General features: G+C 38.6%; 10 protein-coding genes and 1 pseudogene. 10 read left to right on the forward strand and 1 reads right to left on the reverse strand.

The window, feature by feature from the left end; translation table 11 throughout:
• The first annotated feature begins 174 nt into the window (after positions 1–174).
• The 4 genes from IR022_RS00155 to IR022_RS00170 all read left to right on the forward strand — a co-directional run bounded on the left by IR022_RS00155 (position 175) and on the right by IR022_RS00170 (position 7,376).
• Positions 175–3,006: a sugar-binding domain-containing protein gene (locus IR022_RS00155; RefSeq protein ID WP_242053034.1), complete on the forward strand. Its 2,832-nt coding sequence runs from the start codon at positions 175–177 to the stop codon at positions 3,004–3,006.
• A 64-nt stretch (positions 3,007–3,070) separates the two neighbouring features.
• Entirely contained in the window at positions 3,071–5,149 is a 2,079-nt protein-coding gene (locus tag IR022_RS00160) for a beta-galactosidase (protein ID WP_194202160.1), read from the forward strand.
• Positions 5,150–5,225: 76 nt separating this feature from the next.
• A complete protein-coding gene (locus IR022_RS00165) occupies positions 5,226–5,978 on the forward strand; it encodes a rhamnogalacturonan acetylesterase (protein WP_194202161.1) in 753 nt (250 codons plus the stop codon).
• Between the two features lie 126 nt (positions 5,979–6,104).
• Complete coding sequence (locus tag IR022_RS00170; protein WP_194202162.1) at positions 6,105–7,376, forward strand: BACON domain-containing protein; 1,272 nt, start codon at positions 6,105–6,107, stop codon at positions 7,374–7,376.
• Between the two features lie 16 nt (positions 7,377–7,392).
• Here the strand turns inward: IR022_RS00170 and IR022_RS00175 are convergent, their stop codons facing one another.
• Positions 7,393–11,715 carry a two-component regulator propeller domain-containing protein gene (locus tag IR022_RS00175; RefSeq protein WP_194202163.1) on the reverse strand — a complete coding sequence of 1,441 codons (4,323 nt, stop codon included), beginning with the start codon at positions 11,713–11,715 and terminating at the stop codon, positions 7,393–7,395.
• Between the two features lie 161 nt (positions 11,716–11,876).
• Here IR022_RS00175 and IR022_RS00180 point away from each other — a divergent pair, with 161 nt between their 5' ends.
• The 6 genes and pseudogenes from IR022_RS00180 to IR022_RS19895 form a co-directional block, all read left to right on the forward strand.
• On the forward strand, positions 11,877–14,873 hold the full coding sequence (locus IR022_RS00180) for a glycoside hydrolase family 2 protein (protein WP_242052984.1): 2,997 nt from the start codon (positions 11,877–11,879) through the stop codon (positions 14,871–14,873).
• A gap of 189 nt (positions 14,874–15,062) precedes the next feature.
• A complete protein-coding gene (locus tag IR022_RS00185; protein ID WP_194202164.1) occupies positions 15,063–18,173 on the forward strand; it encodes a SusC/RagA family TonB-linked outer membrane protein in 3,111 nt (1,036 codons plus the stop codon).
• Between the two features lie 127 nt (positions 18,174–18,300).
• A complete protein-coding gene (locus IR022_RS00190; protein ID WP_194202165.1) occupies positions 18,301–20,268 on the forward strand; it encodes a RagB/SusD family nutrient uptake outer membrane protein in 1,968 nt (655 codons plus the stop codon).
• A 130-nt stretch (positions 20,269–20,398) separates the two neighbouring features.
• On the forward strand, positions 20,399–23,209 hold the full coding sequence (locus IR022_RS00195) for a glycosyl hydrolase 115 family protein (protein WP_194202166.1): 2,811 nt from the start codon (positions 20,399–20,401) through the stop codon (positions 23,207–23,209).
• Positions 23,210–23,220: 11 nt separating this feature from the next.
• Entirely contained in the window at positions 23,221–25,287 is a 2,067-nt protein-coding gene (locus IR022_RS00200; RefSeq protein ID WP_194202167.1) for a rhamnogalacturonan lyase, read from the forward strand.
• 166 nt (positions 25,288–25,453) lie between these two features.
• Positions 25,454–26,848, forward strand: a pseudogene (locus IR022_RS19895) (glycoside hydrolase family 105 protein); the annotation flags it as partial.
• Position 26,849: the final 1 nt, after the last annotated feature.

The following is a 26,849-nucleotide window of genomic DNA, read 5'->3' on the forward strand; positions in this document are numbered from 1 at the left end:
TTAAAATGTCAAAATGTATAGGCTTTTGAATGAATTTACATAGTAGGCTCAATGTGTGAGTGATATATTTGTATTGTAGTTTTTACCTGAATCTGTAAAATTAAACGATACAATATTATGAGGCACTCGGCTAGTACCCTTTCTCGAATTTATTTAACCGGTCTTTTTCTTTTTATGTGCTTGTCTGTCTTTTCTCAGGAGAAGACAATCGATCTGCAAGGAACATGGCGTTTTAATATTGATGCCCATGACAATGGTCTCAAAGAACGTTGGTATTCACGAATGCTGAAAGATGAAATTGTCTTGCCAGGTTCTATGACCGAAAACCGAAAAGGAGACGAAGTTACACTTCATACTGATTGGACTGCGAGTATCTATGACAGTTCATTCTTTTACAACCCAAGATTAGAAAAATTCAGAAAGCAGGAAAACTTGAAACTTCCTTTCTGGCTGACTCCTCTCAAATATTATGTAGGTGCAGCGTGGTATCAACGTGATGTAGTTATTCCTAATTCATGGAAAGGTGAACGGATTACATTATTCTTAGAACGTCCACATACCGAAACCATGCTTTGGATTAACGATAAGGAAGTCGGCATGCAAAATTCGTTATCAGTTCCCCATGTATTTGATGTAACACCTTATCTGAAAACAGGAAAGAATACTATCAGCCTAAGGATTGATAACCGAACCAAAGAAATTAATGTAGGCAAAGACTCGCATAGTATAACCGACCAAACTCAAGGTAATTGGAATGGGGTAGTGGGTCGCATGGAATTACAAACCACACCTCGAACGTATATAGATGATATTCAGATTTTCCCCGATCTGAAAGCAAAGAAAGCAGTTGTAACTATTTCCATTGCAGGAAATACTTCGGGCGAAATTCTACTCGAAGCCGAAAGCTTTAACGGTGAAAAACGCCATGTTGTAGTACCTGTCAAACAGGGTTTTAAAGCACAAGGTAAATCTACTTCTTTATCTGTTGATTTACCGATGGGTAGTGATATGCAATTGTGGGATGAATTTCATCCAAATCTATATAAACTGACTGTTACCCTACAAACTAAAGCAGGTAAAGATGTACGTGAAGTACAATTCGGAATGCGTGAGTTTACTATTCAAGATAAATATTTCTATATCAACGGTCGTAAAACTATGCTGAGGGGTACGGTCGAAAACTGTGTTTTTCCATTGACGGGCTATGCCCCTATGGATGTAGCATCGTGGGAAAGAGTGTTTCGTATATGTCGTCAATATGGGTTAAATCACATGCGCTTCCATTCGTTCTGCCCTCCCGAAGCTGCTATGATAGCTGCCGATTTAGTAGGCTTTTATCTGCAACCAGAAGGACCTACATGGCCTAATCATGGGTCGTCTTTAGGAGACGGTCGTCCCGTAGATGACTATCTGTGGGAAGAAGCTAAACGTATTGTTAAACAATATGGTAACTATCCATCTTTTGCGATGTTTGCTATTGGTAACGAACCTCGTGGACGTTGGGTGGCATGGGTAAGCAAATTTGTAGACTATTGGAAAGAAACCGATTCGCGACGGGTTTATACAGGAGCTTCGGTTGGTAATGGTTGGGCATGGCAACCTCGCAATCAGTTCCATGTAAAAGCAGGAGCAAGAGGACTAGCATGGTCAGACGAACGACCCGAATCTAATTCTGATTATCAGGCTCGTATTGATACGGTTAAACAGCCCTATGTATCACACGAAACAGGTCAATGGTGTGTATTCCCTGATTTTACCGAGATTGACAGATATACTGGTGTGATGCGTGCCCGTAATTTTGAATTGTTTCGTCAAGATTTGAAAGACCGAAATATGGGCGATTTATCGGCTGCATTTCTCAGAGCATCGGGCAAACTACAAGCTTTAGCCTATAAATATGAAATAGAAAAAACACTGCGTACTCCTAACTATGCAGGGTTTCAATTGCTCAGTCTGAACGATTATTCGGGACAAGGCACAGCTCTGGTTGGAGTTCTCAATGCTTTCTGGGAAGATAAAGGATACATAAATGGACGAGAATTTCGTGAGTTTTGTGCTCCTACGGTTTTACTTTCCCGAATGGATAAGTTTGTATTCGAGAATAACGAAACGATGCAGGCTCGTATCGAAGTTTCGCATTTCGGAGAAAAGGAACTGAAACAAACTTCTATTGATTGGACTATTAAAGATACTTACGGAAAAGTTATTCAAAAAGGACAGTTATCACCCAAAGATATAGCTGTTGGTAATTGTCAAACTTTAGGCACTGTTTCTTTTCCTTTAGCTACCATTGATAAGGCTACAAAATTGAATCTTGAAGTGAGTATTCCGTGTTCAGATATAACCAATAACTGGGATTTCTGGGTATATCCTGCCACTTTACCCGAAGTAAACACAGCCGATATTTATGTGACTTCGACAATAGATACTAAAACAAAAGAGATACTGAATAACGGAGGAAAAGTGTTGCTGTTGTTGGCTTCAAAAATTGAGCAAGGCAAAGATGTAGTACAATATATGACGCCTGCTTTCTGGAATACATCGTGGTTCAAAATGCGTCCACCACATACTGTTGGTACGCTGATTAGAGATAATCATCCAATATTTAAGAACTTCCCTACCGACTTCTATACGGGCTTACAATGGTGGGAACTGATCAATAAAGCTCAGACAATGGAGATGAATAGTTTTCCTGCTGAGTTTCAACCTATCGTACAACCTATTGATACATGGTTTATCAACCGTAAATTGGGTATGCTGTTCGAAGCTAATGTAGGTAAAGGCAAGATAATGGTTTGTAGTGCCGATATTCACACAGATTTGGAGAAACGACCCGTTGCACGTCAACTCTATTATGCAATAACCAAGTATATGACTTCGGGATTCTTCTATCCAGAATCTGATTTGAAATTGTCAGTAATAGAGGATTTAACGAAGTTGGAAGGTGAACGAATCAATACACATACACAAGATGCTCCTGATGAGTTGAAAAATGTAATACAATAGAAATTGTAGGGGTGAGTAATTATTTGCCCCTATATCAATATACCATGACCTTAAAATAAAGAACATGAGAAAGAAACTTCTTACAGGATTACTATTGATAGCTTTTGCTTTAGGGCTGAATGCCCAGAAAGCCGATCGATTTTTCAATCCAAAAGATTTGACAATTGTCGGTACATATTATTACCCTGAACATTGGGACGAAAGCCAATGGGAAAGGGATTTAAAACAGATAAAAAGCTTGGGATTTGATTTTGTACATTATGCCGAATTTGCATGGGCACAACTCGAACCGCAAGAAGGAGTTTATAATTTTGAATGGTTAGACAAAGCTGTTGATCTGGCAGATAAGAATGGGTTGAAAGTAATTATGTGCACTTCAACAGCTACGCCTCCTGTATGGTTGGTAAGGAAATATCCCGATGTATTGATTACACGTGAAGATGGTACAAAGATGGATCATGGAGCACGCCAGCACCCATCGCCATCGAATACATTTTATAGAGAATATTCATTGAAAATGATTGATAAACTGGCTCAACATTACGGCAACGATAAACGGATTATGGGTTGGCAGTTAGATAACGAACCTCGTCCCGTTTCCGACTACGGAGAAGATGCTAATAAAAGATTTCGCACATGGTTGAGAAATAAATATTCTACTATTACGGCTTTGAATAAGGCTTGGGGAACTAACTTCTGGAGTCAGGTATATTCTGACTTCTCGGAGATAAATATTCCTCAGACTTCTCAAATGTTTATGAATACGCATCAGATTCTCGATTACAATAGATTCACAACGAATGAAATGGCTAGTTTTTTGGACGATCAAACCAAAACTATCCGCAAATATAGTATTCCTTCTCAATGGGTAACTACTAATTACATTCCGGCTTATGAGGACGGACATTTGAGAAAAAGCGATGAACTGGATTTTCATTCATATACCCGATATATGGTATTTGGCGAAAACTATGGAATTGGTCGTAAAGGGTATCGCTTAGGACCTGTTGAACGTATTGCAAAAGCTAATGATTTTTTCCGTCCGATTGATGGGGTTTATGGTATCATGGAACTTCAACCGGGGCAGGTAAATTGGGGTAAGATAAATTCTCAACCACTTCCGGGAGCTGTTCGTTTGTGGCTATGGCATGTTTTTGCAGGAGGCAGTAAATTTGCTTGCACCTATCGGTATCGTCAACCGATTTATGGAACCGAATTGTATCATTATGGTATTGTTGGACCCGATGGTGTAACGCCAACTCCAAGTGGATTAGAATATTCGGAATTTATAAAGGAAATAGCATTGCTTCGAAAAGAATACAACCCGAATGCTAAAAATCCCGATGCTTACGAAAAACGAAGAACCGCCATTCTCTACAATCACGAGAATACTTGGGAAATGGAACGCAACAAGCAAACAACGGAATGGAATACCGAGAAACACATAGATAAGTATTACGATGCTTTGAAAAACTTTGGTGCACCTGTTGATTTTATTGATGAAAGAGCCGACTTATCTAAATACAATGTAATTGTTGCCCCTGCTTACGAAATGATTGATCCCGAACTGGTACAACGATGGAAAACCTATGCAGAGCAAGGTGGCAATTTGGTTTTAACAGCCCGATCGGGACATAAAACTCGCAACGGACAGTTGTTTGAAGCCAAGTTTGGTGAACTCATCTATCCATTGATTGGTGGTCAGATAGAATTTTACGATCTTTTACAGCCCACTACTCCCGATAATGTAATTTTTGGAGGAAAACCTTATAGCTGGACTAGTTGGGGCGAAATATTAAAACCTGACACTGGTACTGAAACATGGGCAACTTATCAAGGTGATTTTTATGAGGGAAAACCTTCTGTCATACACCATTGTTTAGGAAAAGGAACAGTAACTTATGTTGGTGTGGATTCTCAGAAAGGACAATTTGAAAAAGATGTATTGAAGAAACTATACTCGCAATTAAACATTCCTATTCTTGATTTGCCTGCGGGGCTGCATATCGAATATCGCGATGGTTTTGGTATAGCTGTCAATTATGCCGATAAAACATTGGATTTACCTCTTATAGGAAATGTACAATATATTATTGGAGGTAAAGCAATACCAACAGCAGGCGTATCTGTTTGGATAGAATAAACGTCTACCTCTTATTGCTTTACTTGTATGGGCGAATTATTATTCGCCCAATTATTTACCTATTAGATATATCAATATGAAAAATAAATTAGCCTTACTTGCTCTTCTTATTTTGCTGTGTAGTTTTACTTCTTCCGAACCTAAAATAAGAATTTTTATTGCGGGCGATTCTACGGCTCAAAGCTATAAGGAGGAGAAAGACGGTCTGATAAAAGGATGGGGGCAGATGCTCGAAAAATACCTCACAGAGGATGTGCAGGTAGTTAATCATGCAATGGGAGGACGAAGCACAAAGACTTTTATTAGTGAAGGACGTTGGGATCGTTTACTGTCGGAAGTAAAAGCCGGCGATTATGTGTTTATCCAATTTGGGCATAATGACGCTTCAACCCGTCCCGAGCGACATACTTCATATGAAGATTATGAAAAGAATCTACTGAAATTTATTCACGATGTGAGGAGTAAAGATGCTTATCCCGTATTATTGACCTCGGTGGTGATGCGTACTTTTAAAGATGGTAATTTGGTGGACGATCGTCTAAAAGGTTACCCTGTTATTACAAGAAAAGTAGCTAGAGAACAAGCGGTAGCTTTGATTGATATAAACTTAAATACCCGTGATTTTGTAACCATGTTGGGCGATTCTGCCTCTATTCCTTATTATCGGTGGGTAGAAGCTGGTGTAGATCATGCTAAACCCGATGGGCTGAAAGATGATACCCATATGATGGAGAAGGGTGCAACGCAAGTAGCTTCTTTTGTGGCTGATGGAATAAGAGACTTGAATCTGTATGGATTGAGTAAATATCTTAAAGCGGGGAAAGAATGAGCCTGTTATATTCTTTAGGGGTGAGTAAATTACTTTGTAGCATTTCATTATTTTTTTACCTTTGAATGATCTTTTACAATTAATAACCTTGTTCTGAGTTTCAAACCTCTATCTACTTTTGAAAATATGAAAAATAACTTCTTGATTTTTTCTCTGCTTCTTTTCTTATTCTCTTCTTGTGATGGAAAAGATGATAATGTAGAGCCTGATTTTATCCAACTCTCTCAAAATGAAATTACTTTCGATTATAAGGAAGGAAAAGATACGATAGAATTAAAAACAAATACTTCTTGGGAGATCGTTAATATTCCAGAATGGCTGATTGTCAGTAAACAAAAAGGAACAAAAGAAGATACGGAGGTAGTTATTGCAGTTCAGAAGAATAGTCAAAGCGAAAGCCGTGAGTTTGAATTAATTTTTCAGATAAAAGGTAAGAACGAAAAAATACGTATTTTACAGGAAGCTAAGCCTAAACCCGAATATACTTTACCTCGATTGGGTTTCAGTTCTTTAACTCGCCTCATAAGCGGAACTTATTCAGAGACCGAACCTTTTGAACTCGAATATGAAGCAGATCAACTGTTTATTAATTCCTCAAATAAAGAAGCTATATTTCTGGGAAACCTCTTTAGTAGTAATCTTACTAATTATCCAAAGTTAAGTGTTATAAAAGGTTATGCGTATAATCTAATAACGATAGGTATAGGATATGGTCAAAACTTTTCAAGAATAGATAATTTTATGCCTTCTTATGAAGCGTATCAGAAAATAGAAAAAGAAAGTATTGATAAACACGCTTCTAGCTCGAGTTTGTCTTTAAGTGCTTCAAATGGGACAAATTATTACTCTCGTCGTCATTTACATTGTATTGGGCTTTATGAACTTGGTATTTCGTTGGATAAATTGTTGAACGGAAAATCTTATAAAGAAGAATCAATGAAGCATGAGTATGGATTAATATATCCTATCACACATAAGCGATTTGGATCATTTATGGACTTTCCTTATCCTTCTTTGTTTACGGAGGAGCTGAGTAAAGAGAAGTATGAACCTTTGCATCCTAATTACATTGCAGAGATTAGCTATGGTAATAACTCTTTACTGTTGGTGGAGTCTGATTTTGATAGAGGAACAGTAAATTCTCTTAAATCAAAACTGAGTAATAAGGGACAATTAGATGCCGAAGAAGTGAAAAAGGCACAACAAATAGATGCTTATTATATTTATATGGTGGCAGCAGGCGAATTTAATGTAATCAAAGGAAATCTAATAGAAGTTATTGAGCAATTGAATGATCCTAAGATAGCGAAACCTGTTATTGTTCCCGTTTCATTTGGTTTCTCTGATTACTATACTAACGGCGTTGGCAGTGTAACCTACAAGATACATGTAGAATAGATACTGACAATAGTATCTATTCTACTGATTTAGATTCTTCTTTTGGTTGACCGTATTTTGATGGTGAACAATTGTATTGAGCCTTGAAACATTTACTGAAATAGAATGGGTCTTCGAAACCTACTTTGTATGATATTTCCGAGACTGTAAATTCTCCCGAAAGTAACATTTCGGCAGCTCTTTTCAGCCTCTTTATCTTTATCAGTTCATTGGGTGAGAATCCCGTAATACCTTTAACTTTCTTATAGAAAATAGTTCTCCGAAGTTTAGATAGTTCTGCAAAACGATCCACAGAAAACTCACTATTCGATATGTTTTGTTCTAAAATACGATCGATAAGTTCGAAAAACTCTTTGTCCTTGTCTGTTGCTGTAATCAGATTGCCATCGAGTACATATTCGTTTGAAAATCTTTTCTTCAATTGCTCGCGTTGTTCTATCAGTTTAAAAACTCTGGTTGTTAGATATTTCATGCTAAATGGTTTCATTATATAGGCATCTGCACCGCTTTCTATACCTTCCAATTGATGCTCGATAGAAGAATGGGCAGTTAATAATATGATAGGAATGTGGCAAGTCTGAAATTCATGTTTTAATAGGCGTGTAACCTCAAAGCCATCCATTTCGGGCATCATAACATCGCAAATAATCAGATCGGGATTTGTTTCAATAGCTTTTTGAAGTCCTTGCTTTCCATTCTCAGCCGAATCTACCATGAAATACCTGCTGAATTCATCAATCAGAAAGTCACGTATATCATCATTATCATCTATAATCAACATCTTGTAATTGGCTAAAGTCGATTCACTGATTTCTGGCAAAATATGAGGTACTTGCTCTATGGGCGAAATTGTGCTGATATTTTCATCAATAATATCAGGTAAAGCCATATCTATGAAATTCTCTCCTTCGTATACCTCTTTAGATGTTGATAGTTCAACATGAAAGATCGATCCCCCGTTAGTATTATTTTCGTACCAGATTTTTCCTTTATGCGATTCCACAAATTCTTTAACAAGAGATAATCCTATCCCCGTACCGGACGATGAGAAATTGATCTGCATGAATCTACTGAACAACAAATGCTGCTTTTCTTTATCAATGCCTATTCCGTTGTCTTTAACAGAGATAATGCAAGTTTCGTTCTTGGGGTTAATGCTTATAGTTATTTCTATTTCTCCATCTTTTGGGGTAAATTTAAAAGCATTGGATAGTAGATTGTATATTATTTTATCGACTTTTCGGCGATCAATATACATTCTCAAAGAATCGGGTTGACTGGTAAACATATAGGTAATGTTTTTCCGTTCGGCAATCTCTTGAAAGCCCGAATATATTTCCTGTACAAATTCAACCATGTTTATTTCTTCCAGATCGAGGGTTAAAATGTTGTTTTGTAGTTTTCTAAACTCTAGTAACTGATCGATAAGTCTGCTTAAGGTATTTGAGTTTCGACCCAAAATATTAAGTTGTTTCTTTATATTGTCGGGAATATTTGATTGTTCGTTCATGTTTTCCATAGCTCCTTGAATAAGTGTGAGCGGAGTTCTGAACTCATGCGAGATATTAGTAAAGAAACGCAATTTGTGATTGGTTAGTTGTTTTTCGACCTGAACTGCATTATTCAGTTTCCCGAATTTATAGATTAAGCGGAAAGCAAAATATAAGGCGCAGATCAGCAATAAACTGTATAGAATATATGCGTATGTCGATTTCCAAAAGGGAGGCGTAACCTCTATCTCTATCTGAGTAATCTTATCACTCCATACCCCGTCGCTATTGGCTCCTCTAACCTTGAATATATATTTTCCCGCAGGTAGGTTTTTATAAGTTGCACTGTTGTCGTGTTTGGGAGTACTCCATTTTTTATCGTAGTTTTCGAGCATGTACGAATATAAATTCTTCTCGGGAGAACCTAAAGTGAGTGATGCAAATTGTATTGTAAATGTATTTTGCTTATAGCTCAAATCTATTTTGTCTAAGAATGAAATTGACTTTTGTAGAGGCGAATCAGAACTTCCAATTTCTGCTTTCTGATCGTACAAAAAGAAGTTTGTGAAAGTGACGGGTGGTGTGTTTTGTTCTGCCACAAAACTTCTCGGATTAAATATAAGTAGCCCGTCGAGGCTTCCCCAAAGCATATTGCCGTCTAAACATTTAAGATTGGCATTTTCGTTGAAATGATTTCCGTATGTATTTTCTGAAAAATGATAATTGGTAAATGAATTATATTGCTTATCGAATTTTGAAATTCCGTTTTCGCTGCTGATCCATAATTGATTATTATTATCCTCCATAATACCCGAAACTATATCGCCCGACAAGCCGTTGCTGGTTGTAAATGCCTCAAAAGTTCCACCTTGATCCGTATCTCCCAGATATTTATTAAGCCCTCCTCCGGCAGTACCTATCCATATTTGTCCGTTTTCGTCTTCGTATATTGTTTTTACATCATTACTGCTCAATGTATTTGCCTTTTGCAGATTCAATTTGTAGGCTGTAAATTCGAGAGGGTTATTTATAATCTTTTCAGGTTCGAATTTAATGATACCATCGCTGGTTCCAACCCATATCAAACCTTTGCTATCCTGATATATGCAGCGTATATAACGTCTGTTTCCTTCCTGATTAAATAATTGGATAAAAGGCGATGCTTCTGTGTGCTCTTGAAACAGATTGATTCCTCCTCCGAACGATCCCACCCAAAGACGGTCATTATTGTCGAGTAATAAACTGAATATCGAATTGTTACTCAAACTATTTAGATTAGCTGCATCATTCTTATAATGTGCTAGTTGTTTGAATGTTTTAGTATCGAATAGATATAAGCCATTACCCTTTGTTCCTACCCACATTCTACCTTTTTTGTCCTCCGTCATTGTATAGGGATTCAAATCTTCGTAAATATGTTTGATCGATTTTATACCATGATCATAAACATAGAGACTTCCGTTTTTAGTTCCTACCCAAATACTGTTGTTCGAATCCTCATAAATGGTTTTTACGCTGTTGTTTTTGCCAATGGATATTTTATTCTCGGGTCTTATATATTGTATATCGTAATTGGGTTTTACGGCTTTTATAATACCTGCATATTCGCTACCTAACCATAGGTTGCCAAATTTGTCTTCGGTGATCGAAAGCAGATAATCGGAGCTTAAGCTGTTTTGGCCCAACGTATATTTATAATTCTGAAGGTATTTGTTTTTAGGATCGTATGAGAATAGCCCATTGCCATAAGTGGTGATCCATACCATATCTTTCGAATCAATAAAGATGTTGTATCTTTCTTCATCTATGACATTTATGATATTCTTAGGGATGAGTTGCAGCTTATTTATCTCACTGTTTTGTATATTGTAATGCCACATATACCCTGTGTGATTAAATATCCAGACGTTTTGTTTTTTGTCTATAATGAGCTGTATATTTCCTCTCAAATCGGGGTCTTTAGCCCACTCGGGAGTAGTGTATTCGCTATTTCTTATATTAAAGAGCCTAACTCCCGAGGCCTTTGTTACCACTAGTAATTGGTCTATTCTGGTTTTAGCTATATCCGTAAGAATAGACGGCATTTGAATAGTTGTTATAGGCTCGAATGCTTTTCTTTTGAGATCATAAACCAATATACCCGCTTGTTCTGTCGAAAAATATATTTTACTGTTCAGCTCCACAGCCTTCGAGATATGATAGGTTGTATCTTGATTAAAAAAGCTTTCGGTTTTGTCACCCTCTATTCTGTGTAAACCCGATTCGCCTCCATACCATATTATACCTTTAGAGTCCTCAAAAAGAAATCGCCCATTTCTTTTATTATTAGAAGGAATATCTGCAAGAAAAGCTGTTGACGTGAAACCTTGCTTGTTTCTTCTTATACGTAAACATCCGTTGGTGTTTCCCCAAAGCCATATTTCGCCGTTTTCTGTTTCATGGTAATTTGTGTAATATCTTGGAGTTTTGTCGGATATATTTTCTTGATAATCAATAAACGATTCAGTTTCGGGATTGTAACAACAGAATACATTCTTGTAGGTTTTTATCCATAAATATCCATTTTGGTCTTCAAATAGATTTTTTATCCGATGATCGATCAACGATTTAGGATTTCCGATCTGAGGCTTATAGGTTACAATCTGATAGCCGTCATACCTGTTGAGTCCATCCACCGTCCCAGCCCAGATAAAACCTCTTCTATCCTGTAAAATATCTCTTACCGTATTTTGAGATAGTCCATCCTTTGTGGTTATTTGAGAAAAATGGAGTTCTCTGTTCTTGGCATTTGCAAAGTTGCAAATGAAAAAAAGGAGCACACTTATAGATAGGGTGATTTTGGTATTCATTATGCAGGGATTTAGATCAGGGTTTCTTACTCAAAATTAAAGTAAAAAATGACATAGATATTAATAGTGTCAAATTATATAGTTGAATGGACAAAATTCCATGTTTTGTTCGGCTTTATGGAAATACTTTTGATGGTAACTAAATCTAATTAAATCTGGCTATGAAACAACGCATGAATTTATTTCGCTGTAAAGCCTGTATTGTGCTACTCATTTTATCAATAACGAGTAGCTCTGCTATCCCTTTAACAAAAGGGAATCGGCGAGTAAAGTATAATTTTAATTCTCAATGGGTTCTTAAGGTGGGAGATGTGGAAGGTGCTGATAAAGCAGACTTCGACGATGCTTCTTGGACAAAAATAGCACTACCCAGAGCTTTTAACGAAGATGATGCCTTTAAAGCTCCTATCGAAGATCATACAACCAATATTGTATGGTATCGGAAGCATTTTAAACTATCGCCCAGTGATAAAGGAAAGAAGGTTTTTCTAGAGTTCGAGGGCATTCGCTTTGGAGGAGATTTTTATCTGAATGGAAAGCAGATAGCTATTCACGAAAATGGTGTAATGGCGTTTGGAATAGACATTAGCGATGATGTTGTTTTGGGGAATAAAGAAAATGTTCTGGCTGTACGAATCGATAATTCGTGGAAGTATGCCGAGCGTGCTACGGGTACTACCTATCAGTGGAATAATATAAACTTCAATGCCAATTATGGCGGTATACCAAAGAATGTATTTTTGCATATTACCGACAAAGTATATCAGACTTTGCCACTTTACAGTAACCTCAAAACTACAGGTACATACATTTATGCACGTGAAATAAATATAACGAAAAAGAATGCGCTCATATTTGCAGAATCGCAAGTTAAGAACGAACATTCGGCAGCCAAAACGGTTAGTTTGGAGATGCAAATAGAAGACATGGGTGGTCATGTGATAAAAAAGATTAAATCTTCGCCCATTGATCTAAAAGCAGGAGAAACAAAGACTTTGGCTGTGAATAGTCTTGTTGATGATCTCCAGTTCTGGAGTTGGGGTTATGGCTATCTGTACGACGTATATACCATTCTCTATGTTGACAATATTCCCGTAGATGTAGTAAAAACAAGAACAGGTTTTCGAAAAACAGCCTTTCGTAATGGAATGGTTGAGCTGAATGATCGTATTCTGCAAATGAAAGGTTATGCACAACGTACCAGTAACGAATGGCCTTCGGTAGGAATGTCTGTTCCCGCGTGGCTGAGCGATTTCAGTAATCGGATGATTGTTGAAGGAAATGGTAACCTCGTTCGCTGGATGCATGTAACCCCTTGGAAACAAGATGTAGAATCGTGTGACAGAGTGGGGCTTATACAAGCCCTGCCTGCCGGAGATGCCGAAAAAGATGTTACTGGCAGACAGTGGGAGCAGCGGGTAGAGTTGATGCGTGATGCTATTATTTACAATCGGAATAACCCAAGTATTCTTTTCTATGAATCAGGAAATGAGTCTATAAGCGAAGATCATATGGCAGAAATGAAGGCTGTAAGAGATCTTTACGACCCTTATGGTGGGCGTGCTATTGGTTCGCGTGAGATGTTGGATAGCAAAATTGCCGAATATGGAGGCGAGATGCTATATATAAATAAAAGCGCACGGATACCGATGTGGGCAACCGAATATTCGAGAGATGAGGCGTTGCGTAAATATTGGGACGAGTTTTCTCCTCCTTATCATAAAGACGGAGACGGTCCTTTGCATAAAGGCAAGGATGCAAGCGATTATAATCGCAATCAGGATTCGTTTGCAAAAGAAGCCGTTATTCGTTGGTTCGATTATTTCAGAGTACGCCCCGGAACGGGTAAGCGAGTAAGCTCGGGTGGAACTAATATCATCTTTTCAGACTCTAATACACATTATCGGGGAGCTGAAAATTATAGACGCAGTGGCGAAGTAGATGCTATGCGTATACCCAAAGATGCTTTTTATGCCCATCGGGTTATGTGGGACGGATGGGTTGATGTTGAAAATCACCGTACCCATATTGTAGGGCATTGGAATTACACTCCTCAAACCATAAAAGATGTTTTGGTTGTTTCCTCAGGAGATCAAGTCGAACTATTTATCAACGGACAATCTAAGGGAATGGGAGAAAGAAGTTCTCAGTTTTTGTTTACGTTCAAAGATATAAAATGGCAGGAAGGGAAGATAGAGGCAATCAGTTACAGCAATAATAAAACAGAGCTAAGCCGAAGTGAGATAAAAACAGCAGGAGAGCCTTTTGCTTTGAAAATGAAAGTAATGAATGCTCCTGATGGATTCAAAGCAGATGGTGCAGATTTGGCATTGATTGAAGTTGAAACTGTTGATAAAGATGGAAATCGTTGTCCTACATCCGAAGCGTTGGCATCGTTTACCCTTTCGGGACCTGCAGAATGGAGAGGCGGCATTGCTCAGGGAAAAGAGAACTACATTTTATCAAAGGAATTACCTCTCGAATCAGGCGTGAATCGCGTATTAATCCGATCTACAAATAATGCGGGAAAGGTTACATTGACTGCATCGGCAAAAGGTCTGAAGCCTAATACTGTTTCGTTCGAATCTGTTCCTTTTAAACAAAAAAACGGGCTTGCAGAATATATCAGCGGAGAGCATCAGCCATCTTATACTGAAAGGGGGCAAACTCCCGTTGGTGCATCATTTACCCCAACTCGTCAGAGTATTGATATTGTAGCTGCCACCGCAGGAAGCAACGAAGATAAAGCCAACTTAAGTTACGATGACAACGAACTCTCGGAGTGGACTAACGATGGAAACATCCGTACAGGCTGGATAAAATATGAGTTGGAACGTGACGCAACAATCTCGGAAATAGAGTTAAAGCTCACCGGTTGGAGAATGCGCAGTTATCCTATAATTATAACCATAGATGATGTTGAAGTATACAAGGGTGATACCGAAAAAAGCTTAGGATATATTTCAATACCAATAAAACCTACAAAAGGACGTTTCGTGAAAATTCAGCTTATGGGACAAAGCACCGATGAAGATGCTTTTGGCGGAATTATTGAGGTAACAGGTACCAAAGAACTCGATTTGTACAAAGATCCCAATGCTTTAGATGCTAAAGGACAGCTACGTATTGTAGAAGCTGAGGTTTATGAAACTCTATAAATGACCTTAAAGTCTTATTTTCTATGTTTCTGTACAAAAATACATTTGTACAGATACCCTTGTAGCCTACTTTCGCTGAAGATTTAATAAATGTAAACATAAAAGCCATGAAAACTTAAAGAAATCTTAATTCCCGATCCCTAAATCGGATGAAAAACCTGATCTAAGAATTACTTAAATTAAAAATCCATGAGAAATAAACTGAAAACGAATCAAAGTCTTGTGCCAGGAACAAGATACATGTTTTTGACGATGATCTTTCTTCTTTTGTCCCTAGCATACTCGTATGCACAGCAAAGAACGGTTAAAGGATCTGTTTATGATGAAAATAACGAGCCCATTATTGGAGCTTCGGTCACAGTGAAAGGCACTTCTATTGGAACAATAACCGACTTGGATGGAATATTTTCCATTGAAGCAAAAGCTTCGGATATTTTAGAAGTTGGATATATAGGCTATGTAAAGCAATCGGTGCCCGTAGCCGGACAATCTCAGATTAAAATAGTGTTGAAAGAAGATACACAATTGCTTGACGAAGTAGTTGTGGTTGGATATGGTATTATGAAAAAGAGCGACGTTACCGGTGCAATGGTAAACGTGAGCTCCGAAGAAATAAGAAAACTGCCTGTAACAAATGCTTTGCAAGCTATGCAGGGAAGAGCAGCAGGGGTTGATATAACATCGAATGAACGCCCCGGAGAAATAGGGAAAGTTCTTATTCGTGGTAGCCGTTCATTGAATGCTAGTAACTCGCCACTGTATGTTGTGGATGGAATTCCTCTTTCGTCGGGAGGTATAGAGGCACTTAACCCTTTGGATATAGAATCTATTGATGTTCTGAAAGATGCTTCGGCAACAGCAGTATTCGGTTCGAAAGGAGCTAATGGTGTTGTGCTGGTTACTACTAAAAGAGGAAAAAGTGGAAAGATGTCTTTAGACTATTCGGGAATAGTAACGATAGAGAATATGTATGATCGTACCGAGATGATGAACTCTCCACAATATGTAGAATTTCGTCGCGATGCATTTCGCCGTGCTTCAAAAAATACCTATCCAGAAGTTCCTACTCTTGAAGCAGATAAAGCAATTTTCGGTCAAGATCCGATAGCTTGGGCTAATATCGAAAAAGGATGGGCTGGTGGAACCTTTAACGGAAACTTAGTACCTACAACCGATTGGACAGACTTAGTTTTGAGAACGGGCTTAACTCACGAACATACACTGAGTGCAAGTGGTGGTACAGATAAAATGAGGACACATACTTCTTTTGGTTATCTAAATCAGGAAGGAACTCAAAAAGGTCAGGATTTTGAACGATATAATGTGAAAATAAGTACCGATATCAATCCTACAAAATGGTTTTCGATGGGTGCTTCTATAACCGGTACATGGAGTGTTCAGAACTACGGATATGCAACATCTAATGCAACAGGACCGGGCAATCTTTATTTTGCAGCTCGTGCGATGTTACCTTATGCAGTACCTTTTGATGAAAATGGCAATCGAATCAATATGCCGGGTGGTGATGTTAATATATTAAACCCCATAGGTGACGATCAGTATGTAATAAACGAACGTACAACCTTGCGTACTCTGGGTAGTTTTTATGCAGAGATTAAGTTTATGGAAGGATTGCGCTATCGTGTAAACTTTGGTCCCGACTTTTATAACTTCAGAAACGGACGCTTCATGGATGAGAGATCTTCCAACAGAGGAGCAGGTGAACCGGGTTCTACCAATTATGCTCAGTTGAACAAGACTCAACGCCTATCGTGGACGTTAGATAACTTAATCTACTATGATAAAACATTCAATAAAGAACACAATCTGGGAGTAACCTTACTGCAAAGTTCGTCAAAGTTTCATGAAGAAACTTCTTCTATGACAGCCAGTAACTTACCTTGGAGTAGTCAACTTTGGAATCAATTGAATTCGGTTAGTGCCCTCGATGCTTTTGGATCGGGCTTGGTCGAAACTCAGTTGCTATCGTATATGGCTCGTGCCAATTATAGCTTCAATAGCAAATATATGTTGACAGCGTCGGCTCGTTGGGATGGAGCATCTCAGTTGGCAGAAGGCAATAAATGGGATTTCTTCCCATCGGCAGCTGTCGGCTGGCGTATAGATCAGGAAGATTTCCTTAAGAATCAGACATGGATCAATCAAATGAAAGTACGTTTAGGTGTAGGTTCAACAGGAAACTCAGCCATCGACCCATACCAAACAAAAGGAGGGGTAGAAACTCTTTATTACACATGGGGAGCTTTAGTTGCTCCTGGGTATGTTCAGTCTGATCCTTCAATGAAAGAGCCAATAGTGATGCCTGATAAAAATCTGGGATGGGAGCGTACGACTCAGTGGAATCTAGGACTCGATTTTAGTTTCTTCAATAACAGACTTAGTGGTAATCTGGATCTTTATACATCAACAACAAGCGATCTTCTGATGCAACGAGATATTCCTTCGGTAACGGGATATACACGCGTTTGGACTAATATTGGAAAAACATCGAATAAAGGTATCGACTTGACATTGAATACTGTAAATATAGAGACTAGAGATTTTACATGGTCAACCAACCTTAACTTCTCGGCAAGTAAAGATAAGATACTCGAATTGGCAAATGGTAAAGAAGACATTCTTGCAAATAACTGGTTTATAGGTCAACGTCTGGGTGTTTTCTATGACTATCAAAAAGATAGAATCTGGCAAAATACTTCTGAGGATTTAGCTGAGATGGCAAAATTCAATGCAAACGGGCATGCTTTTAAACCGGGTGATATTAAGATTGTAGACCAGAACGAAGATTACAAGATTGACGCTAATAATGACCGTAAAATTGTAGGTCAGAAAAATCCGAGTTGGACAGCAGGTTTGGTAAATACATTTACATATAAAAACTGGGAATTGTCGGTATTCATCTTCTCTCGATGGAATTTCTTGATGGAAACAGGTGCTGAAGCTTTGCAAGGACGATTCGCACAACGTGTTGTTGATTATTGGACCCCTACTAATCCTACCAATGCTTATCCTGCTCCCAATTATGACCGAGCATCGGGCGATGACTTTAAGAGCTCTATGAATTATCAGGATGGGTCATTTATCAAACTGCGTAACATTTCTCTAGGATATGTCTTTCCTCAAAAATCTTTAGGGAATTTGGGCGTAACTAATCTTAAACTGTTTACTCAATTTAGAAACCCCGGACTATTGTATTCTAAAATTGATTGGATCGATCCCGATTTGGGAGGCTCTACATTCAATAGAGGTTTTATCGTAGGTATAAATATTGGTTTCTAAATATCATAGGTTTGTGGTCTTTTAAGTAAGAGAAAGTATTTAATGATACATTTCTCAAAGATAACCAGCTTTAGTTATTGTACTTATCAAAGCAATAAATAGCTCTGTGAGCTTAAATAGAAAAAATATGAAAAATATAAAGAAAATAATATACTGTTGTGTAATTTCAACATCCACGGTTTTGCTGATGCCTTCTTGCTCTGATTTTTTGAATGAGGAGTTGACAACATCGTTAAGTCTTGAGTCTTTTAAAACACCCGAAGGGTTAGATGGGCTTTCGGTTGGTATGTATCAAGGACTGCGGTTTCATTTCAATTACAATTGGGCATACGCTACAACAAACTATGGTACAGATGAGTTTGCTGTTGGTGGCGACCGTAGCGAGCAGATGTGGAACTCGTATGACGCAAGTCTGAATTCTCAGAATGCCTTTGTTTCCAATGTTTGGGATAATATGTACAGCAACATTGCAAGTGCTAATATTCTTATTCAGAATGTTCCTCTCTATTACGGTGATTTGCCAAATAGAGATACACGTTTGGGTGAAGGGCATTTTATGAGAGGCTTCAATTATTTCAAATTAGTAAGACAATTTGGAGGAGTGCCTATCAAGCTCGAACCTTCGGTTACGGTAGAGTTTGAATTTGGTAGAAATACAACTCAGGAAGTGTTCGATCAGGTTATTAAAGATCTTACAGAAGCATATAATTTATTGCCGTCTACACCTGCTGAACAAGGACGTATAACAAAATGGGCTGCCGCTCACTTTTTGGCAAAAGTATATCTTACTCGTGCGAGCGAATTGTATAGTGACTGGAATTCTGCTACAAAAGCAGAGGATTTAGATAATGCTATTAAATATGCAGATATTGTAATAAACAGCGGAAAGCACTCTCTTGCAAAAGATTTTAGAGAATTGTGGAACTATACGACTGTAAATGGAGCGAACGAAAAACTGCCTGAAATTATCTTAGCTGCTGAGTTTTCTAACAATACAGCTACTCAAGGTCGTTACGGAAATCAGGTACATTTATATTACCCATCTATCTATCAAAATTTGGCAGGTATGCAGCGTGATATTCCCGGAGGTCGTGAATTTCAACGGATGCGAACTACCGATTATTCTATGGATGTTTTTGATAGAGTAAACGATTCTAGATTCTGGAAGTCATTTAAAACCAGTTATTCATGTAATAAACCGGCTAGTGCTCCCGTTTGGACTGCTAAATATGCACCGAGTGAGGCATTAGTGGGCAAGGCACGATTTGCAGGAGGTGAACAATCTATTCTTTACATTGTGAATAATGCAGGAGACAGCAGATATACAGAGGATAATATCAACTACCGTGCTCCCCATCTGTTTGTTCGTTATTTCAATGGCGAGCCCTATAATCTGGATAGCGATCATGGTAATTATTCAACAAGTCGCTATGTTACAATGAGTAAGTTTTTAGATGGATCGCGTATTTCGGTTGCTTCTCAGTTTGGCTGCAGAGATGGTATTCTGGCTCGTCTTGCCGAAACCTACCTTATTGCCGCCGAAGCTTATGGACGCAAAGGGCAATATGCTGCGGCATTGCCTTATATTAATGCGGTGAGAGACAGAGCAGCTTATAAAGAAGGAGAAGACAGAGCTATTTATTCGGACGGTGGAGTTGCCTACAAAAATAATGCTGTGGCCAATACTGCTCAATATACTTCGTATTCGGAAAAGAATTCATACTATGAGTCGAATAGCATTGCAGCAACCACTACCGCTTCATCCTCATTGCATCTCAATAGTGTAAATGATATCTTGAATTCAACCAAAGAATTTTATGATGTAGTAGGAGCCTCTTCTGAGTCCGAAAAATTCCTACATTTTATATTGAATGAGAGATCTCGCGAATTGATGGGAGAATTGATCCGTTGGGAAGATTTAGCCAGAACGAAAACTCTTGTAAACAGAGCTAAGGTTTTCAATGACGAGGCTCTACCTAAAGAAGGTGTGCATTACCTTCGTCCTGTTCCTCAAACGTTCTTGGATGCTATTCATAAAAATGGCAGACCTTTGTCGGGCGAAGAAAAACAAGCAATGCAAAACCCCGGATATTAATTCTAGGTATTTATTAAATAGAATCAAGACTGAGCCCTTACTTTAATTGAGGGCTTAGTTTTGTATTCATTTATAAAATAGAGTAATAACCTGCTATTTGGTAATGAACTGTATCACAAACGTGTTTATTATGAAAGACCTATATCTAACTATCGTCTTATTAGTTAGCTGCACGACATTTTCTATGTCAGCAGCTTTTCCTTTGTTGAATAATAAGAAAGCAACAAATATATATGTATCTGCAAACGAAGACAAAGTAGTTTATACAGCCATCGGAATGTTCTGTTCCGATATGGAAGATGTGTCGGGCGTGAGTCCTGCTTGGTCGAACGATATTGTAGATAATGCTATCGTAATCGGCACAATAGGAAAGAATGAGTATATAGATAATCTGATTGGTACAAAACAATTGTCTGCTGATAAAATAAAGAATCAATGGGAAGCCTTTCAGATACAGATTATAAAAAATGGAGATAAGAAACAGCTAATAGTTTTAGGCAGTGATAGCAGAGGTACAGCATACGGAGTGCTCCAATTGTCTCGATTGATTGGTGTTTCTCCTTGGAAATGGTGGGCAGATGCTATACCCGATAAGAAAGAAGCGATTAACATTCCCGATGAGTATTTTCTTTGCCAGCAACCATCCGTTCAGTATCGTGGAATATTCTTAAACGATGAGGATTGGGGTTTGATGCCTTGGAGCAGTCAGAATTTTGAACAATCTTCGGTAAAAGGGCAGATAGGCAGTAAAACCTATGGAAAGATCTTCGAACTCTTATTGAGGCTCCGAGCTAATACGCTATGGCCAGCCATGCACGAATCTACAGCTCCTTTCTATTTTGTTGAGGGTAATAAAGAAATGGCAGACAAATATGGTATTGTAATAGGAACATCGCATTGCGAACCGTTAATGAGAAATAGTGCAGGCGAATGGGATGCTAAGAAATATGGAGATTATAATTATCTAACTAATAAAACTACAGTTTGTAACTATTGGTCTGAACGACTCGAAGAAGCAGGAACATACGAAAATTTCTATACAATAGGTATGCGAGGCGTACACGATGGAAAGATGGAAGGTGTAAAAACCTTGGACGAGCAAACATCTGTCCTCTCGCAAGTGATAAAGGATCAGCGAGAGCTACTGACAAAATATGTAAATAAAGATATAACTAAAATACCTCAGTCATTTGTACCCTACAAAGAAGTATTGAGTATCTACGAAAACGGATTGAAAGTTCCCGAAGATATAACCCTTACTTGGTGCGATGATAACTATGGATATATAACACGACTAAGCAACGAAGCCGAGCAAAAGCGGAGCGGAGGTAGCGGAATCTATTATCATATCTCGTATTGGGGACGACCTCACGATTATCTCTGGTTATCAACGACCCAGCCTGCTCGCATCTACTGGCAAATGAAAAAAGCATGGGACACAGGAGCTCGCAAATTGTGGATATTGAACGTGGGAGACCTAAAACCTGCTGAATATACTACCGAATTCTTCTTGGATATGGCTTGGAATATAGATAAGATAAATCCTCAGAATATTTATGCTAATCAACAAGATTGGCTTGCCCGAGAATTTGGCGAAGATTTAGCAAGAGAAATCACGCCCCTATTGAATGAGTATTACCGTTTGGCAAATGTCCGTAAACCCGAATTTATGGGATGGAGCAGGGTAGAAGAATATTCTGCTGAGGTGAAAAATGGGCGAACACCTGTTATTGATACCGAATTTAATCCCTATGCTTTTGGAGATGAGATTTACAATCGCTTATTGGATTACTCCACTATATCAGAAGAAGCTCTGCGTTTAGAAAAGAGAATCCCTCAAAACAAAAAGGCAGCTTATTTTCAATTGGTACAATATCCCATTTGTGTTTCGGCGGAGATGAATAAGAAATTATTATATGCTCAGAAAGCCAGATTATATGCCTTTTATAACTTACCCGTAGCCAATGAATATGCAGAGAAAAGTGTAAATGCTTACAATGCGATTGCAGGGTTGACCTATATGTACAACCACGATTTGATGAATGGGAAATGGAATGGTATCATGGATATGAAACCACGCGATCTGAATGTTTATCAGCAAGCGGAATTGCCCGATAGAATAGAGTTTAAAAATACGAAACAACCTTTAATATGGGTTGAAAATACGGATAAACCAATCGATAATCAATATACAATTGAGCTTGTTCCCTTTGTCAATCCATCAGGGAGCAAAACATTTGTTTCAGTTTTTCAACAAGGGATTCAACCTATTGTTTGGAGTATCAATCAAAAGCCAGAATGGCTGAATATTGATGAAGAGTATCTGAACCTCTTTACTGAAAAAAGAATTGTCTTTAGTGTAGATTGGTCAAAAGTAAAATTGGAGAAAGCAATCGGAGAATGCGTTTTATACATAAATGGACAAGACTATACATTTAAACTGGAAACTAATAACCTTAATACAGATATGGCAACAGAATATAATAAGATGGTAATACTCAATGCCTCTAACTATGAAAAGGAAACACAAGGACTATCGGAATTAATCGAAGGACTGGGAAACTCTACCCAAGCAGTAAGTTTGAGCAAAGGAAAAAGAAATGCTTTGACTTATAGAATATTGACAACCTCAAGCGGTGATGCTATTATCAGAACCTGCCTTTTGCCCAATCACCCCGTAAATGGAAACGATATACGCTATGCGATATCAGTAGATAATGGAAAGCCTCAGGTAGTATCTTTTAAAACTGAATTCAGAAGCGAAGATTGGAAAAAAAATGTGCTGAGAAATCAATCCGTAAATGTAACCTATCATAAGCTGAATAAGGCAGGCGAGCATACAATTACTATTTATGCATTAGACGATGGGGTTATCCTGGATCAGATAATGCTCGATTTTGAAGCCGACCGAAAATTCTATACAATACCATTAAGTAATTAATATTTGAGAATATGAAAAATTACAAATTCAAACAGATTACTGTGTTCTTATTCTTTTTCGTTTTTGCAATTGGTGTTTCGGCGCAACCCAATTACGATTATACAAAGCTCAAACGAGAAAAACTCAATCGGGGGTTGGTGGTTGTGAAAAAAGATAGCAATACCAACTTTCTGAGCTGGCGTTACTTCTCGTCCGACCCTATCGATATATCATTTAACGTATATCGAAATGGAGTTAAAATAAACGATAGACCGATCATGAAAGGAACTTTTTTTGAAGACAAAACAGCTTCCGATCGTGAGCAAACTTATGTAATAAAATCGTTAATAAAAGGTGTAGAAAAAGAAGAACAAAAATATACCCTTCCTGCAAATGCTCCTATCGGTTATATAAATATCCCTCTTGATAAACCCAAAGACGGAGTAACTCCCGATGGGCAGGTATACACCTATTCGCCCAACGATGCCAGTATTGGTGATGTGGATGGTGACGGCGAATATGAAATTATCTTGAAATGGGATCCATCCAATGCACACGATAATTCGCACAAGGGTTATACAGGCAATGTATTTATTGATTGCTATAAACTGAATGGAACTAAACTCTGGCGAATAGATCTCGGAAAGAATATCCGTGCAGGGGCACACTATACTCAGTTTATGGTATATGATCTGGATGGAGATAACAAAGCCGAAATAGTTATGAAAACCGCCGATGGTTCGGTTGACGGATTGGGCAATATAATAGGCGATGCAAAACTTGATTTTAGAAATTCGGATGGCTTTATTCTGTCAGGAAATGAATACCTGACCATCTTCAATGGAGAGACAGGCAAGGCGATGGAAACCCTCCCTTACGATCCTCCGAGAGGCGATTTGATGGGTTGGGGCGATGATAAAGGAAACCGCATGGATCGCTACTTAGCAGCTATTGCTTATCTGGATGGAGAACATCCAAGTGTAGTCATGTGCCGGGGATATTATACCCGAACCGTTTTGGTCGCCTACGATTGGCGCAATGGAGAACTTACGAAACGCTGGGTTTTCGATTCGAATACTCCCGGTAATGAATCGTATGCAGGGCAGGGAAATCATAACCTCAGAGTAGGAGATGTAGATGGCGATGGTTGTGACGAAATTATATACGGATCGTGTGCCATAGATCACGATGGAACGGGTTTATACAATACCAAATTAGGACATGGCGATGCTATACATCTGACCGTTTTCGATCCGAAGAGGGGGGGATTGCAAGTGTGGGATTGCCACGAAAATAAACGGGATGGCTCTACTTACCGTGATGCACGAACAGGTGAAATTCTATTTCAGATACCTTCAACTACCGATGTCGGTCGGTGTATGGCAGCCGATATAGATCCTAATTATCCCGGAGTCGAAATGTGGTCGTGGGAGTCCAAAGGCATCCGTAACATAAAAGGTGAATGTATTGATACCGCCATGCAAAACATATCGGTAAATATGGCCTGTTGGTGGGATGGAGATTTGCTTCGTGAGTTGCTCGATAAAAATAAGATCACAAAATACGATTATAAGGAGGGTGGATTTCAAACCCTGCTTACTGCCGAAGGATGCGTTTCGAACAATGGAACAAAAGCAACACCTGCCATACAAGGCGATATTGTGGGCGACTGGCGTGAAGAAGTTTTATTGAGAACCGAAGATAATAACAACCTCAGACTGTATGTATCTACATACCCTACCGAATATCGTTTCCATACATTCTTGGAAGATCCGATTTACAGGATAAGCATGGCTACTCAAAACGTAGCCTATAATCAGCCTACCCAACCCGGATTTTATATGGGTGCTGATTTAGGTAAGATGTTTCCCGAAAAGGAGATTGTAACCGATGCTGACGAGCTGTTATTGGATGCCGGCATGGATTATGACCGTTACTCGTGGTCGATAGGAGGAGAGAGTCGCAGTAGGTTGGTAACATCAAAAGATATTCCCCTGAGAAAGCGTACACTTATCAAATTAACAGGTATATTTCGAGGCTATCAGTTTTCCGATTCAGTGTATGTAACCTTAGGTGCAAAAACTCCATTGAAACCTTAAATTCTATGTAATTGAATAATTTTCCATGTTTTGGAAAGTCTCGAAAGCCTTATTTTGTAATGAGTAACATAAAGCATTTATTGTTGCATTTTATAATTATAACAGCACGTAGCTATTCTAATTGCCGGAGCAATAAACAGGTCTGCTACCTAAAAATAATAAGACGATGAAATACACATTGAAGATATTCTCAATTTTGATTTTTCTTTTTTTTTGCGAAATTCTTTCAGCTCAAAAAAAGGAGGACAAAATAAACGATTCTACTACACCTCTGCATCTTTTGGCTCCCGATTATAAAACGCCTTACGGGATGATTTCGAAAGAAGAAGTGAAAAAATCATTAGACAAGGTTTTGTATTATTTAGAGCAATCGACTCCGACCAATGTGATCGATAAGAAAACAAAAAAGGTAATTACCGATTACAGTCAGATGGATAGCAATTCCGAATTAGAAAAAGGAGCTTTTCGTTTGGCAAGTTACGAGTGGGGAGTAACTTATTCGGGCATGTTAGATGTCGCAAAAGCTACGGGTGATAAGCGTTATTTTGATTACGTGAACGATCGTTTTAAATTTTTATCGGACGTTGCACCCCATTTCAAAAAGCTGATGGATGACTATGGCGTGATTGATCCACAGATGAAACAAATGCTTACCCCCCATGCCCTAGACGATGCGGGAGCCATGTGTGCATCTATGATAAAGTTACAGCAAACCGAACCTCCATACGAGCTTCGCTCGCTTATCGACAATTATATCAACTATATAATGTATAACGAATATCGTCTTTATGATGGCACATTTGCCCGCAAGCGTCCTCAAATGAATACTCTTTGGCTCGACGATTTGTATATGAGTGTTCCGGCTCTTGCTCAAATGGGAAAGCTGACGGGCGAAAGCAAGTATTATAATGAAGCGGTAAGGCAGATACTTCAATTTTCGAAACGGATGTTTGTCAAAGAAAAAGGTCTGTATATGCACGGTTGGGTAGAATCGTCCGAAGAGCACCCTGCCTTCTATTGGGGAAGGGCAAACGGATGGGTACTACTCACGATGGTTGAAGTATTGGATGTTTTGCCCGCTAATCACCCCGAGCGATCGAAAGTATTGGCTCAACTGAAAGAGCATATAAAAGGTTTGGCATCCTATCAATCTGGAGACGGTTTCTGGCATCAACTGTTAGATAAAAACGACTCGTACCTCGAAACCTCGGCAACAGCTATTTATGCGTATTGCATTGCCAGAGCCGTAAATAAGGGCTGGGTTGATGCCATCGCTTATGCCCCTGTAGCTCATCTGGCTTGGCATGCCGTATCTACTCAAATAAATAAAGATGGTCAGGTCGAAGGTACATGTGTAGGTACGGGTATGGCTTTCGATCCTGCGTTTTACTACCATCGTCCTGTAAATGTATATGCTGCACATGGTTACGGACCTGTATTATTGGCAGGTGCTGAAATTATAAACCTGCTGAATAATTTCTATCCGAAGATGAATGACAGTGCAGTCCAATATTACTCACAAAACCAAAATACCACTGCTCCTATTTTCGGTGTAAGTGATC

The organism is Dysgonomonas sp. GY617 (assembly GCF_015233815.1).
Classification (GTDB): Bacteria; Bacteroidota; Bacteroidia; order Bacteroidales; family Dysgonomonadaceae; genus Dysgonomonas_A.